The organism is Streptomyces sp. NPDC006435 (assembly GCF_040612315.1).
Taxonomy (GTDB): Bacteria; Actinomycetota; Actinomycetes; order Streptomycetales; family Streptomycetaceae; genus Streptomyces.
This window is the reverse complement of sequence record NZ_JBEXPY010000004.1, coordinates 1-14,855: the sequence shown is the minus strand read 5'-3', so window position 1 is coordinate 14,855 and position 14,855 is coordinate 1. Positions and strand designations below refer to the sequence as shown.

The following is a 14,855-nucleotide window of genomic DNA, read 5'->3' as shown; positions in this document are numbered from 1 at the left end:
ACAGTCTGTCAGGCGGAGCCTGATCCTTGTGGGGGTGGTGGCGGGCGACGGGTGGGACTGTCGGGCGGAGCCTGATCCTTGTGGGGTGGTGGTGGTGGTGGTGCGTGGTGCATGGGGCGTGGGGCGTCAGGCGGGTACGACGTCCGCGGTCGCCGGGGAGCACTGCGCCGCGTGCATCGGCATCTCGGTCAGCCCGGGGTAGTAGACGTGCAGGCTGACGGCCGGTTCGAGCGAGTCGTTGACCACCTCGTGCACGTAGCCGGGGGCGAAGACCCGCTGCGCGCCGGGTTCCAGGGTCCGGTCGCCGCGGTCGGTGCGCTCGGTCAGCCGGCCCTCCAGGAGGGTCAGCACGCCGGAGGACGGGCCGTGGTCGTGGCGTCCGCTGCCCTGGCCGGGCACCCAGCTGAGCAGCCAGACCTCGTAGCCGGGTCCTGCGTGCAGCCGGTGGTACCAGCGGGTGGTGGCGTCGTACCGGACGAGCGGTTCCCACCGCGCGCGGTCGGCGGCGATGCGGCGGGCGAGCCCGACGAACTCGGCCACGGTGGCGGGGTGCTCGCGGGGCGGCTGGAGGAGGTGCTGGACTTCGAGGATGTCGCCGGCGATCTGCAGGTCGCTGTTGCTGTTCATGGATGAGGTGGTTCCTCGGCATGGGGGGGTGCGTGTGCGGGGTGTCGCGGAGACCGGAGAGCCGCGGCCGTACGGGACGGACGTCCCGCGGAACGCTCTGCGGATCTGCGGAGGAGCTCCGCGCGGAAGAGCTGGATCGAAGAAGCCGGATCAGAGCCGGTGCCCGGGGGGCATCAACAGCTGCGACAGCTGGAACAGCAACAGCGGGCCTGGACAGCGGTGCGGAACCCACGGACGTGGGTGGCGTACATCGCTGCGGTCGCTGGCATGCAGTCAAGGAGACCGGCTCGATGTCGCCGCTGTCAACCCGGTGCCCGGTTTGGCGGCAATGTTTCACCCCATCCGGTCGGACGGTCAGCAGAAAGGTTTATTCAGCCATGGTGGCGGAGATGTGGCGCACCAACCGCTCCCGTAAACGCCGTTGAAGGTCCGTGACCCGGCTGTGATCTTGGTCGCTTCGGTGATCGAATCCGAAACACGGAGATGGCTCCACTCGTCTCACCCAGTGAGAGGCGGGGGCGTGATGAGACCCACGGCATATGTCAGTTTTTTGCTGATTTGCACACTTTCCGCATACGTTTGGTTCCGCAGAGTGAATACCGAGGCCAATAGCAGATCCTCGCTTGACTGGCCTGGAGATACACACTTGTAATTTCACTCGTGTCGTTCGGCCGCGATCAGTAACGGCTGCATCACGGGGACGCAAGAGACAGACGAGGGGCGCACATGACCGAGCTGTTCCAGCAACTGCTGGTCGAGGACGCGGACGAGGAACTCGGCTGGCAGGAGCGCGCACTGTGCGCCCAGACCGATCCCGAGTCCTTCTTCCCCGAGAAGGGCGGATCCACCCGCGAGGCCAAGAAGGTCTGCCTCGCCTGTGAAGTCCGGTCCGAATGCCTTGAGTACGCCCTTTCCAACGACGAACGCTTCGGAATCTGGGGCGGTCTTTCGGAACGTGAGCGACGCCGCCTGAAAAAGGCCGCAGTCTGACCGCGGAACCCCGCGACAGGACGAGACGGAGCCCGCACCGCGACGAGCGGAACGGCGGGACGAGCGGAACGACGGGGCGGGTGGCCCGCCGTCCACCGCACACGGCCCGCCACAGCGGGCGGACCACCCCGCGGACGCGTCGTTCGCGACAATGATCCCCGCGGCCGGTCGGACGCCCGAAACCCGGGCTCCGTGATTCCGCCGAACCCCGAACCCCGGACCGCGAACCCCGAACCGCGAACAGCGACCGGCCATGGCCCGTCGTCTGCACCTTGCCCGCAGGCGACGGGCCGTCGCCGTGCCCGGCTGTCCCCGACCGTCCCGCCCGGCCCGTGCCCGGCCGCTCCCGCCCGGCCTGTCCCCGGCAGCCCCGCCCGGCCGCCGTCCCGCCGTCGGCGCGGGCCGGTAACCGGTGTCGTCGCCGGTGCCGCCACCGGCTCCGCGGCCCTCGGACCGGGCCCCGTTCGAGCGCTCGGCATCGCCGTGGTTATCCGTACCGTTAGTGTGGGGCCCCGTCCGAGACGCGCCAACGCCCTGACGGAGCGCGCGTGTACACCGATGCAGCCCCCGGGGGATTTCCCCCGGATCCGGCCGGAGGGCCCGTACCTCGATGTCCGTGCACAGCCAATCGGCGGCGCCGTACGCGGCCGCCGCCGCCCCCGAGTTCCCCCGGCACGTCGTCACCGCCGTGCTCGTCTCCCACGACGGAGCGCGCTGGCTGCCCGACGCGCTCGCCGGACTGCTCGGGCAGGAACGTCCCGTGCAGAACGTCGTCGCCGCCGACACCGGCAGCGCCGACGACTCCGCGCAACTGGTCACCGAGGCGCTCGGCGCCGAACGCGTCCTGCACCTCGCGCGCCGTACGAGCTTCGGCACCGCCGTCGACGAGGCGGTCCGCACGGCCGGTGCCCTCTCCCCGGACGAGCTGCCGTACCTGAAGCGCCCCAGCGGCTGGGACCCCGTCAGCAGGACCTGGCGCGACGACGCGTACGAGATGCCGGAGCTGCCGCACGGCGAACCGGTGCAGTGGCTCTGGCTGCTCCACGACGACTGCGCCCCCGCCCCCGACGCCCTCGCCGAGATGCTGCGCGTCGTGGACACCGACCCGCACGCCGCGATCGTCGGCCCCAAGCTCCGCGGCTGGTACGACCGCAGGCAGCTGCTGGAGGTCGGCGTCTCCATCGCCAACAGCGGGCGCCGCTGGACCGGGCTCGACCGGCGCGAACAGGACCAGGGCCAGCACGACCAGGTCCGCACCGTGCTCTCCGTCTCCACCGCGGGCATGCTGATCCGCCGTGACGTCTGGGAGGAGCTCGGCGGGTTCGACCGCAGCCTCCCCCTGATGCGCGACGACGTCGACCTGTGCTGGCGCGCGCACGTCGCGGGGCACCGGGTGCTCGTCGCCCCCGACGCCGTCCTCCGGCACGCCGAGGCGTCCGCCCGCGAACGCCGCCCCATCGACTGCGCGGGACGCTCCGTCGCCTCCCCGCACCGCGTCGACAAGGCCGGCGCCGTCTACACGATGCTGGTCAACGCACGCTCCAAGGTCCTGCCCTGGGTGCTGCTCCGGCTCGTCGTCGGCACCCTGCTGCGCACCCTCGCCTACCTCGTCGGCAAGGTGCCCGGCCAGGCCCTCGACGAGGTCGCCGGGCTCTTCGGCACCCTGCTGCGGCCGGGCAGGATCCTCGCGGCCCGGCGCGCCCGCGGCAAGGGCGCCGTCGACCAGGCCGAACTGCGCGGCCTCTTCCCGCCGCCCGGCGCCACCGTCCGGGCCACCGTCGAGCAGGTCGCCGGCAACTTCGGCAGCGGCTCCGACACCGACTCCGGCGGCTCCCGGCACGGCGCCGTGGAGTCCGGCCCCGGCGGCGACGACGCCGACTTCCTGGAGATCGAGCAGTTCGCGCGGCTGAAGCGGATCGGCCGCAAGCCGGGCCCGGTGCTCTTCGCCGTCCTGCTGCTCGTCTCGCTCGTCGCCTGCCGCGGCCTCCTCGGCGGCGGCTCGCTGACCGGCGGCGCGCTGCTGCCCGCCCCCGGCGACGTCTCCGACCTGTGGAGCAAGTACGCGGACGGCTGGCACACGGTCGGCACCGGCGGCACCCAGACCGCACCGCCCTACCTCGCCGTGCTCTCCGCGCTGTCCGCCCTGTTCCTCGGCTCGACCGGCCTCGCGCTCACGCTCCTGCTGGTCTGCTCCGTCCCGCTCGCCGGACTCACCGCGTACTTCGCCTCCCGGCCGCTGCTCGAATCCAGGCTGCTGAGGGCCTGGGCGAGCGTCGCGTACGCCTTCCTGCCCGCCGCGACCGGCGCCCTGGCGACCGGCCGCCTCGGCACCGCCGTACTGGCCGTGTTCCTCCCGCCGATCGCCCGCGCCGCCGTCTCCGCGCACGGCATGCGAGCCTCCGGCAGCGCCCGGGGCAGCTGGCGCGCGACCTGGGCGTACACCCTGCTCATCACCTTCGTGATGGCGTTCACGCCCATCGTCTGGCCGCTCGCCGTCGTCCTCGGCATCGGCGTGCTCGTGCTGCGCCGCGACGACATCACCGCGTACGGCCTGCGCTTCCTCGCCACGATCGGCACCCCGCTGCTCGTGCTCGCGCCCTGGTCGCTCTCGCTGCTCACCAGCCCGTCCCGCTTCTTCGACGAGGCGGGCCTGGACATCGGAGCGGGCTCGGCCTCCGCGCTCGACCTGCTCGCCATCAGCCCCGGCGGTCCCAAGGCCGCGGGCAGCGTGCTGCTGTTCGGCATCGTGCTCGCCGCCCTTGCCGCGCTGCTGCGCGGGGAGCGGCAGTTCGCGGTGCGCACCGCCTGGACGGTCGCGCTCGTCGCGATGGTCTTCGCCGCCCTGGCCAACGGCTCGGGCTGGGCGGGCCCCGCCACCCTCGTGTACGGCATCGCGCTGATCGCCGCCGCGCTGGTCGGCGCGGACGGCGCCCGGGTGCGCGTCGCCGAGCTCAGCTTCGGCTGGCGGCAGCCCGTCGCCGCGCTGATCGCCCTCGCCGCGGGCCTCGCCCCGGCCGTGGCCGCCGTGAGCTGGATGCTCGGCGGCGCCGGGGGCCCGCTGGAGCGCCGCGACCCGGTGCAGGTGCCCGCGTTCGTGGCGGAGGAGAGCACCACCCGCGACCAGCCGCGCACCCTGGTGCTCGGCGGCTCCTCGCCCTCCACCGTCTCGTACACCCTGGTACGCGGCTCCGGGGCGCGCCTCGGGGACGCCGAACTGACCGCGGCGGGTGGCAGCAACAGCCACCTCGACAAGGTCGTCGCCAACCTGGTCGCGGGCTCCGGCGCCGACCAGGGCAGCCAGCTCAGCGGCTTCGCGATCCGGTACGTACTGGTCCGCGACGGCGCCCCGAAGGAGATGAGCCGGGTCCTCGACGCGACCCCGGGCCTCAGCCGGCTGAGCCAGCTGGACGGCAGCGCACTGTGGCGGGTGGAGCGCCAGGTCGCCCGGATCATGATCGTCCCGCCCGGTGCGGGCGGCGAGCAGCTGCCCGTGGGCTCCCTCCCCGTCGAGGCGCACAGCAGGATCCCGGCGGGCGAGTCCGGCCGGGTGCTGCGGATCGCGGACGCCGCCGACTCCGGCTGGCAGGCCACGCTCGACGGCCGGCCGCTGACCCGCAAGACCGTCGACGGCTGGGCCCAGGGCTTCGAGCTGCCCGCCGAGGGCGGCACGCTGGACCTCACGTACGACACCCCGTTCACCCACACCGCCTGGATCTGGGCCCAGTGCACGCTGGCGCTCGTCCTGCTGGTCCTCGCCCTGCCGGGCCGTCGCCGCGAGATCGACGACGACCTGCCCGAGGAGGCCGTGGCGGCCCCGGTGGAACCGGTCACGGGCGAGGGGCGCCGGGCCCGCAGGCTGCGCGCGGCCGCCCAGGCGGAGGCCGAGGCCGGGCCGGACCCGGACGCCGCCCTCGGGCAGGCGCCGGGCGAGCACGTCCCGGCCCAGCGGGCGGAGGAGTACGACCACGCCCCCGACCAGGTCCCCGCCCCCGTTCCCGCACAGCCGCAGCCGCAGCCGCAGCCGCAGCCGGAGCAGGACGGCGACGGCCAGTACGCGGCGGTGCCGCAGCAGCAGTACGGCGAATGGGACGGGCAGCAGTACCAGGACACCGGCTACCAGCAGTACCCGGGCAACGGGTACGACGGGGGCCAGTACCAGAGCGGTCAGTACCAGGAGGGCCAGTACCAGGAAGGCCAGTACCAGGACGGCGGATACGGCACGCACCAGGAGCCCGCCCCCGCCGACCCGTACGGGCAGAACTCCTACGACCCGTACGGCTACGCCCAGCAGCAACAGCAGCAGTACGACCCGCAGACCGGTACGTACGCGCCCCCGGCCCACTACGACCAGGGCGGCGGTGGCCACCCGGCCCCGTACGCCCCGCAGAACCCCGACGAGAACCCCGCCCCGGGCCAGAACCCGTGGCCGACCGGCAACGCATCGCGAGGCGAGTCCGAGTGAAGTCCACCAGCAGCCTGTCCCTCATCGCGGGCACCGTCGCCCTCGCCGCCGTCACCGGGTTCGCCGTGCTCACCGCGCCCGGCGACGGGGACACCGCCGAGGCGGCGACCGCCGCGCGACTGCCGGTGGAACGGTCCACCCTGCTCTGCCCGGCCCCCGGCCTGTCGGAGCTCTCGGAGACCACCTACACCTCCTTCACCCCGGCGGGCGACGGCGCGGGCGAGGCCGGCGCGGCCGAACTGACACCGACCACGACGTCCGAGATCACGGACGACGGAGACGGCGAGGGCGACAAGAAGGACGAGAAGGACAAGAAGAAGGACGACAAGAAGAAGGACGACAAGAAGGCGGATGCGGGGAAGCCGGTCGTCGCCCTCAAGGAGCCCGGCAAACCGGCCGTCGCCGAGGAGTCCGGTGCCGACACCCCGGCCCTGGTCGGCACCGCCACCGGCCGCCTGGCCCCCGGCTGGACCGCCCAGCAGACCACCATGGTCGAGGCGGGCGAGGGCCGCGGCCTGCTCGGCGTCAGCTGCACCGTCCCCGACACGGACTTCTGGTTCCCGGCCGCGAGCACCGCGAAGTCCCGCCAGGACTACGTCCACCTGACCAACCCGGACGACACCGCGGCCGTGGCCGACATCGAGCTCTACGGACCCGAGGGCTCCCTCAAGTCCGAGGTCGGCGAGGGCATCACGGTGCCCGCCCGGTCCAGCGTCCCGGTTCTCATCTCCACGCTCACCAGCGAGGCCGTCGACGACGTGACCGTCCACGTCACCACCCGCACCGGACGCGTCGGGGCCGTCGTCAGGGCCGCGGACGACAAGACCGGCAGCGACTGGCTGGCCGCCTCCACCGCCCCGACGGGCACCCTGGTGATGCCCGGCATCCCCGACGACGCCACCTCGGTGCGCCTCGTGGCCTTCGCGCCCGGCGACGACGACGCCGACCTGAAGGTGAAACTGCTCGGCAAGACCGGCGCGATCACCCCGGCCGGGAACGACGGACTGCACGTCAAGTCGCAGATGACCGCGAGCCTCGACCTGAAGGACCTCACCAAGGGCGAGCCCGGCTCCCTGCTGCTCACCCCGGAGAAGGGCGGGAAGGGCACCCCGATCGTCGCCGCGCTGCGCGTGGTCCGCGGCTCCGGCGACAAGCAGGAGGTCGCCTACATCCCGGCGACGGGCCCGGTGGGCGCGCGGGGCACCGTGGCCGACAACCGCTCCGAGGGCTCGGTGCTCTCGCTGACCGCCCCGGGAGCCGCCGCAACGGTGAAGGTCACCGCGTCGGCGGGCAGCGGGGGCGGCGAAAAGGTCGTCAAGAAGTACACGGTCAAGGGCAGCACGACGCTCGCGGTCGTCCCGTCCGCGCCGTCCGGCCTCAAGGGCGGCTACGCCCTGACGGTGGAGACGGAGTCGGGCGGCCCGGTCCACGCCGCGCGCACCCTCACCGTCACGCAGGGCGGCATCAAGATGTTCACCGTGCAGACCCTGCCGGACGACGGCGGAACGGTCGAGGTGCCCGAGGCCGTCCAGGACCTCTCGGTCCTGCGGGACTAGGGTCCTTCGTCCGGATCGGGCCGGAACGCCGGGTGGGAACGGTGGTGTGCGGACGGGCCGGGAACGGCCGCCCGCACACCACCGTTCCCGTTCCCGCCTACTCCTGCCCGTACCGCGGATCCACGGACTCCGGCGAGAGCCCGAGCAGGTCCGCGACCTGCTCCACCACGACCTCGTGCACCAGCAGGGCGCGCTCGTCGCGGTTCTTGGTGCGGATCTCCACCGGCCGCCGGTAGATGACGATCTGCGCGGGCCGGCCCTTCTCGGCGGACACCGCGTGCCCCAGCGGAACGGTCTCCTCCTGGGCCCCCGGCACGTCGAGCACCATGAAGTCGACGTCCGCCAGCTGGGGCCAGCGCCGCTCCAGCCGCTCCACCGAGTCCTGCACGAGATCGCGGAAGTTCTCCGCCCTGCTGACCGAGAGCGGCACCTGGGGCGGGGCGACGGGCCCGCGCATGCCGCGGCCGTGCCGGTCCCGGCGGCGCGGACGCGGCTCGGACGGGGGAGACGGCGGGGACGGGCGGGGCGGTACAGGACTGTCCATCACTGACGCAGGGTAACGCTCCGGAGGGCGGGTCGGCCGCCGCTCCCTGACGGGTCATCGGCATGTCCAATCCTGAACAATCCGGCCAACCGGGGGCTTGTTTCAGGCCCTGCTGCTGATCGCCGGACTCCTGTCGAATGACAACTTTTGTGCCGAATGGTGACCGGAACCATTGCCGATACGGGCCGTTCCCGGCCACTCCCACGCAGGTCAGAAAGGTCGCCCGGAAGGCGGTTGTGCCGGACGTCACAGCGCGACACGGAGGGGTGACCCGGGGGCGGGTCGTCGCAGCCCGCTCAAGAGTGCGGTACCGTCCAACATCGTGAGCCCTGTACGTCGCTGTTCGCGCACCGCGTGCGGCCGCCCTGCCGTCGCGACACTGACGTACGTCTATGCCGACTCGACTGCGGTCCTCGGCCCGCTCGCCACCTACGCCGAGCCCCACTGCTACGACCTCTGTGCCGAGCACAGCGAGCGGCTGACGGCACCACGCGGCTGGGAAGTCGTCCGGCTCGCCGACCCCTCCGCGCCCTCCCGCCCCAGCGGCGACGACCTCGAAGCGCTCGCCAACGCCGTACGGGAAGCGGCCCGGCCGCAGGACCGCGGGGCCGACGACGGCCGGGGCGGTTCGCAGACGGCCGACCCGATGGAGGTCGCGCGCCGCGGCCACCTGCGGGTGCTGCGCTCCCCGGACTCCTGACCCGGCCGCTGCCGGACCGTTGCCCCCGCCGGACTTCCCGGCCTCTTCGGCTGCGCGCACGCGGTCGGAAGGCCCGACGGCCCGCCCGAGTCGCTGCCGGGTAGTTTGGGCGGTCCGCAGGAATCTCAGGAGGACCGGCCCGTGGCTGCTGATCTGTCGCAGATCGTGAAGGCGTACGACGTGCGCGGAGTGGTGCCCGACCAGTGGGACGAATCGCTCGCCGAACAGTTCGGGGCGGCCTTCGTCGAGGTGACGGACGCGGACGCGATCGTGGTCGGACACGACATGCGGCCCTCCTCGCCCGGCCTCTCGGGAGCCTTCGCACGCGGGGCCGCGGCACGTGGCGCGGACGTCACGCTGATCGGCCTCTGCTCGACCGACCAGCTCTACTTCGCCTCGGGCAGCCTGGGCCTCCCCGGCGCGATGTTCACCGCCTCGCACAACCCGGCGCAGTACAACGGCATCAAGCTCTGCCGGGCGGGCGCCGCACCCGTGGGCCAGGACACCGGCCTCTCGGAGATCCGCGCCCTCGTCGAGAAGTGGGCCGAAACCGGCGCCCCGCGGCCGGCCGGGACCCCCGGCACCGTCACCGGGCGCGAGACGCTCACCGACTACGCCGCCCACCTGCTGTCCCTGGTGGACCTCGGGTCGATCCGCCCGCTGAAGGTCGTCGTCGACGCGGGCAACGGGATGGGCGGCCACACCGTCCCCACCGTCTTCGCGGACCTGCCCGTCGATCTCGTACCGATGTACTTCGAACTCGACGGCACGTTCCCCAACCACGAGGCCAACCCCCTCGACCCGAAGAACCTCGTCGACCTCCGGGCCCGTGTCGTGGCCGAGGGCGCCGACCTCGGCCTCGCCTTCGACGGCGACGCCGACCGCTGCTTCGTCGTCGACGAGCGGGGCGAGGGCGTCTCCCCGTCCGCGATCACGGCCCTGGTGGCGGCCCGGGAACTCGCCCGCAACGGCGGCCGGGGCACCGTCATCCACAACCTGATCACGTCGCTCTCGGTCCCCGAGGTCGTCCGCGAGAACGGCGGCACCCCGGTCCGCACCCGAGTGGGCCACTCCTTCATCAAGGCGGAGATGGCCGAGCACGGCGCGATCTTCGGCGGCGAGCACTCCGCGCACTACTACTTCCGCGACTTCTGGAACGCCGACACGGGCATGCTCGCCGCGCTCCACGTGCTGGCCGCGCTGGGCGGACAGCCGGGCCCCCTGTCGGAACTGGTCGCCCGGTACGACCGCTACGCCGGCTCCGGCGAGATCAACTCCACGGTCGCCGACCAGCAGGCCCGCACGGCAGCGGTACGCGCCTCCTTCGCGGGCCGCGACGGGGTCACCACCGACGACCTGGACGGCCTGACCGTCACCGCACCGGACTGGTGGTTCAACCTCCGCGCCTCCAACACCGAACCCCTGCTCCGCCTGAACGTGGAGGCCCGCGACGAACGGACGATGGCAGCGGTACGGGACGAGGTGCTGGCCCTGGTCCGCTCCCCGAAGACCCCCGCCGTTTAGCGCCGCTCCCTCCGGCGTACACCCCGGCTCCATCCCCGCGCGCCCCGCCCCGCCCCACCCCGCGCACCCCGCCCTCCGGCGGTAGGCTGACGTGGCCCGATCCGTTGTCTGAAGGGACCCGCCCCATGCCGCTCGAAGCCGGCCTCCTGGAGATCCTCGCCTGCCCGGCCTGCCACTCTCCGCTCGACGACCGGTCGGCGTCCGACACCCCCGAGCTGGTCTGCACCGGCGACGACTGCGGGCTGGCCTACCCGGTACGGGACGGCATCCCCGTCCTCCTCGTCGACGAGGCCCGCCACCCCGCGTGAAGCCGGAGCCCCGGGCGCACGACCCCGCCCGCGGCCCCGAGCGACCGGCGTCCGGGCGCACGACCCCGTCGCCCGCCGCTCCGACCCGCACGGTGATCAGCATGTGATCGGAGGACCGTCCCCATGCTCGACGAGTCGCTGCTCGACGCCCCGGAATCCCTGGCCCGAGCCGACCGCCGCGGCCTGCTCCGCGGCGCCGCCGAGGCCGGGGCCCGGGTCCGCACCGCCGCCCGGCACGCCACCGAGGCCGGGATCGCCGAACTGAACCCGGAGGGCCGACCCCGCGCCGTACTGGTCGCGGGCTTCGGCACCGCCGCGTCCGGCGTCGCCGACCTCGTCACCGCCCTGGTCGGCGCGTCCGCACCCGTCACGTCCATCCGCCCCACCGGGGTGGCCCCCGCCTCGGGCGCGCTGCGCTGGACGCTGCCCGGCTGGGCCGGCCCCGTGGACCTGCTGCTCATCGTCACGGCCGACGGCGCCGAGCCGGGCCTCGCCCTCCTCGCCGAACAGGCGTACCGCCGCGGCTGCAGCGTCGTCGCGGTCGCCCCCCACCGGTCACCGCTGCGCGAGGCCGTCGACGGCGTGCGCGGCCTCCTCGTACCGATGGCCTCCGCCCCGCACGGCGAGTACGACGCCGAGACCTCGGCCGCCGGCCCCGGCACGCTCTGGGCGCTGTTCACCCCGCTGCTCGCACTGCTGGACCGGGTCGGCCTGGTCAACGCCCCCGCCGACGCGCTGCAGGGCGTCGCGGACCGGCTGGACCGCACCGCGGAACGCTGCGGCCCGGCCATCGCCACGTACAGCAACCCGGCCAAGACCCTCGCCGCCGAGCTCGCCGACAGTCTGCCCCTGATCTGGACCGAGGGCGACGCGGCCGGACCGGTCGGCCGCAGGTTCGCCGCCGTCCTGGCCGAGCTGTCCGGACGCCCCGCCCTCGCCGCGGAACTGCCCGAGGCGCTTCCCGCGCACGGCGGACTGCTGGCGGGCGCGTTCGCCGCGGGCGCCGACCCCGACGACTTCTTCCGTGACCGGGTCGAGGAGCCGGAGCCGCTGCACGCCCGCGTCGTACTGCTCCGGGACCGTCCCGCGGGCGGCCTGAGCGCGGCCCCCGCCGCTCGCGAACTGGCCCTCGGCCACGACACCGCGATCAGCGAACTCGAACCGGACGAGGGCACCGACCTCGAATCACTCGCCGAACTGCTCGCGGTCACCGACTTCGCCGCCGTGTACCTGGCGCTCGCGTCGGAGGCCCGCGTCTGACCGGGCCCGCACCCGTACCCCGTACGGCGGCGGGCCCCGCGCCCGGTCCCGCGACACCCCGCAGCACACACCGCACCCCGATCCACCCGATCCACGCACCTCACAAGGACACGAATCCCATGGACCGGCTCTCCAACACCGTGCGCCCTTACGCCTGGGGCTCCACCACCGCCATACCCGAACTGCTCGGCGTCGCCCCCACCGGCGAACCCCAGGCCGAGATGTGGATGGGAGCCCACCCCGGCGCCCCCTCCCGCCTCACCCGGCCCACCGGCACCGGGGAGGCCGGCCCCGAGCAGTCCCTCGCCGACGTCATCGCCGCCGACCCCGAGCGCGAACTGGGCCGGGCCGCCGTCGAGAAGTTCGGCCCCCGCCTGCCCTTCCTCCTCAAACTGCTCGCGGCGGGCGCCCCGCTCTCCCTCCAGGTCCACCCCGACCTCGAACAGGCCCGAAGGGGCTACGAGGACGAGGAGCGCCGGTCCGTCCCGATCGACGCCCCCCACCGCACCTACAAGGACGCCAACCACAAGCCCGAGCTGATCTGCGCGCTCACCCCCTTCACCGGCCTGTGCGGCTTCCGCGACCCCGCCGAGGCGGCCCGGACGATCGCGGCCCTCGACGTCGACGAGCTCAAGCCGTACGTCGACCTCCTCGGCGCCCATCCCGAGGAGGCAGCCCTGCGCGAGGTCCTCACCGCGATCCTCGGCGCCGAGCCGACGGAGATGGCCGAGACGGTGCACCGCGCGGCCGCCGCAGCCGAACGCCTCGGCGGCGCCCACGCCCCGTACGCCCGGATCGCCCACCACTTCCCCGGCGACCCCGGTGTCATCGCGGCGATGCTGCTGAACCACGTGGAACTCAAGCCCGGCGAGGCCCTGTTCCTCGGCGCGGGCGTCCCGCACGCCTACCTCGACGGCCTCGGCGTCGAGATCATGGCCAACTCGGACAATGTGCTGCGCTGCGGCCTCACGCCCAAGCACATCGACGTACCCGAACTCCTGCGCATCGTCCGCTTCGAGGCGGCCGACCCCGGCATCCTGCGCCCCGAGGCCGCACCGTCCGGCGAGGAACCGTACGAGACGCCCGTGGACGAGTTCCGGCTCTCCCGCTTCGACCTCTCGCCCGGCGCCGCTCCCGTGGACCTGACCCGGGACGCCCCGCAGATCCTGCTCTGCACCCAGGGCGCCACGAAGGCGGGCGCACTGGACCTCGCCCCCGGCGAATCCGTCTTCGTACCCGCCGGGGAAGAGGTCGAAGTGTCCGGTACGGGAACCTTGTTCCGTGCCACAGTGGTGGTCTGACGCACCACCCGCACCGGCGACTGCAACAATGTCCGGCCGTACGGCGGCGGCGCCAGGGCCGCGGCAGCGAATGAAGGGACACCAGGCACCCATGAGTGCGTCAGGCGGAACCAAGGCGATCGTGGCGGCACTCGGCGCCAACCTGGCCATCGCGGTGGCCAAATTCGTGGCGTTCCTGTTCAGTGGCTCGTCCTCGATGCTCGCGGAGAGCGTCCACTCGGTCGCCGACTCGGGCAACCAGGGACTGCTGCTGCTCGGCGGCAAGAAGGCCCGGCGCGAGGCCACCCCCCAGCACCCCTTCGGCTACGGCCGTGAGCGGTACATCTACGCCTTCCTCGTCTCCATCGTGCTGTTCTCCGTCGGTGGCATGTTCGCCCTGTACGAGGGCTACGAGAAGATCAAGGAACCGCACGAGATCGAGGCCTGGTACTGGCCGGTCGGGGTGCTGGTCTTCGCGATCATCGCCGAGGGCTTCTCCTTCCGCACGGCCATCAAGGAGTCCAACGAGACCCGCGGATCGCTCTCCTGGAAGGAGTTCGTCCGCCGGGCCAAGGCCCCCGAGCTGCCCGTCGTCCTCCTGGAGGACCTCGGCGCGCTGGTCGGTCTGGTCCTCGCCCTCGGAGGCGTCGGCCTGTCCCTGGCGACCGGCGACGGTGTCTGGGACGGCATCGGCACCCTCTGCATCGGCGCCCTGCTGATCATCATCGCGATCGTGCTCGCCGCCGAGACGAAGTCGCTCCTGCTCGGTGAGGCCGCCGGGGCCGAGGAGGTCGAGAAGATCAAGAACGCGGTCGTCGACGGCGACACGGTCACCCGCGTCATCCACATGCGCACGCTCCACCTCGGCCCCGAGGAACTGCTCGTCGCGGCCAAGATCGCGGTGCAGCACGACGACACGGCCGTCGAGGTGGCCAACGCCATCAACGCCGCCGAGTCCCGCATCCGCGCCGCGGTCCCGATCGCCCGGGTCATCTACCTGGAGCCGGACATCTACAGCGAGGCCGCCGCCGCGGCCGGCATCAACCCCGCCAAGGCGCCCGGCGGCGCTCCGGACACCCCGACGGAATCCGGCCACTGACCGAACCCGCCGCGACGGACCGGCCCGCCCCGGTCGGCCGGCACCGCACCCGCCGCCCACCTGCCCATATGCCCTCCGGGCACCCTCTCGACCCGCTCTCCCGCAGGCTTCCGCAGCGCTCTCCCAGTCCCTCCCGGCTCCCGGGCGGGCTGGGAGGGACTGGGCCGATCGGTGTAGATTCGACGCCAGAGTCAGACGTCGCTGCTGATGGCGGTCGATCGGTCCCCGTGTGCGGACCGGCCGAGGGAGAGAGGGCCTCCGACGGACTGCGCTGCGAGCACCGGGCATTCGTGTGCCCGTCGCCGCAGAGCCATCCGTGCCCCACCTCGACCCATTCACGAGGAGCAGCCCGTTATGACGACGGTCGCCAACCGACAGGACTTCAAGGTCGCCGACCTCTCCCTCGCGGCGTTCGGCCGCAAGGAGATCACCCTGGCCGAGCACGAGATGCCCGGTCTGATGTCGATCCGCAAGGAGTACGCCGCCGCGCAGCCGCTGGCCGGTG

General features: G+C 73.2%; 12 protein-coding genes. 10 read left to right on the top strand and 2 right to left on the bottom strand.

The window, feature by feature from the left end:
- Positions 1–126 precede the first annotated feature (126 nt).
- Positions 127–627: a cupin domain-containing protein gene (locus ABZZ04_RS06080; protein WP_356930983.1), complete on the bottom strand. Its 501-nt coding sequence runs from the start codon at positions 625–627 to the stop codon at positions 127–129.
- Positions 628–1,353: 726 nt separating this feature from the next.
- Between ABZZ04_RS06080 and ABZZ04_RS06075 the strand changes: the two genes are divergently transcribed.
- From ABZZ04_RS06075 to ABZZ04_RS06065, 3 genes are all read left to right on the top strand, one after another.
- Positions 1,354–1,617, top strand: a complete 264-nt coding sequence (locus ABZZ04_RS06075) for a WhiB family transcriptional regulator (protein WP_030927001.1) — start codon at positions 1,354–1,356, stop codon at positions 1,615–1,617.
- A gap of 610 nt (positions 1,618–2,227) precedes the next feature.
- A complete protein-coding gene (locus ABZZ04_RS06070; RefSeq protein WP_356930982.1) occupies positions 2,228–6,079 on the top strand; it encodes a glycosyltransferase in 3,852 nt (1,283 codons plus the stop codon).
- Positions 6,076–7,635 carry a DUF5719 family protein gene (locus ABZZ04_RS06065; protein WP_356930981.1) on the top strand — a complete coding sequence of 520 codons (1,560 nt, stop codon included), beginning with the start codon at positions 6,076–6,078 and terminating at the stop codon, positions 7,633–7,635. The genes ABZZ04_RS06070 and ABZZ04_RS06065 overlap by 4 nt, the downstream gene beginning before the upstream one ends.
- Before the next feature lie 97 nt (positions 7,636–7,732).
- Here the strand turns inward: ABZZ04_RS06065 and ABZZ04_RS06060 are convergent, their stop codons facing one another.
- Positions 7,733–8,179, bottom strand: a complete 447-nt coding sequence (locus tag ABZZ04_RS06060; protein ID WP_356930980.1) for a metallopeptidase family protein — start codon at positions 8,177–8,179, stop codon at positions 7,733–7,735.
- 322 nt (positions 8,180–8,501) lie between these two features.
- Between ABZZ04_RS06060 and ABZZ04_RS06055 the strand changes: the two genes are divergently transcribed.
- From ABZZ04_RS06055 to ABZZ04_RS06025, 7 genes are all read left to right on the top strand, one after another.
- Complete coding sequence (locus ABZZ04_RS06055) at positions 8,502–8,879, top strand: DUF3499 domain-containing protein (protein WP_356930979.1); 378 nt, start codon at positions 8,502–8,504, stop codon at positions 8,877–8,879.
- 141 nt (positions 8,880–9,020) lie between these two features.
- Positions 9,021–10,403 carry a phosphomannomutase/phosphoglucomutase gene (locus ABZZ04_RS06050; protein WP_356930978.1) on the top strand — a complete coding sequence of 461 codons (1,383 nt, stop codon included), beginning with the start codon at positions 9,021–9,023 and terminating at the stop codon, positions 10,401–10,403.
- Positions 10,404–10,528: 125 nt separating this feature from the next.
- On the top strand, positions 10,529–10,711 hold the full coding sequence (locus tag ABZZ04_RS06045; RefSeq protein WP_283851902.1) for a Trm112 family protein: 183 nt from the start codon (positions 10,529–10,531) through the stop codon (positions 10,709–10,711).
- Positions 10,712–10,834: 123 nt separating this feature from the next.
- The gene (locus ABZZ04_RS06040; RefSeq protein WP_356930977.1) at positions 10,835–11,971 is read left to right on the top strand and encodes an SIS domain-containing protein; all 1,137 of its coding nucleotides are present in this window, start codon (positions 10,835–10,837) and stop codon (positions 11,969–11,971) included.
- Between the two features lie 119 nt (positions 11,972–12,090).
- Positions 12,091–13,272, top strand: a complete 1,182-nt coding sequence (manA, locus tag ABZZ04_RS06035) for a mannose-6-phosphate isomerase, class I (protein WP_356930976.1) — start codon at positions 12,091–12,093, stop codon at positions 13,270–13,272.
- A gap of 91 nt (positions 13,273–13,363) precedes the next feature.
- Entirely contained in the window at positions 13,364–14,350 is a 987-nt protein-coding gene (locus ABZZ04_RS06030) for a cation diffusion facilitator family transporter (protein ID WP_356930975.1), read from the top strand.
- 354 nt (positions 14,351–14,704) lie between these two features.
- On the top strand, positions 14,705–14,855 hold a 151-nt coding region (locus tag ABZZ04_RS06025), incomplete at its 3' end, for an adenosylhomocysteinase (RefSeq protein ID WP_356931263.1).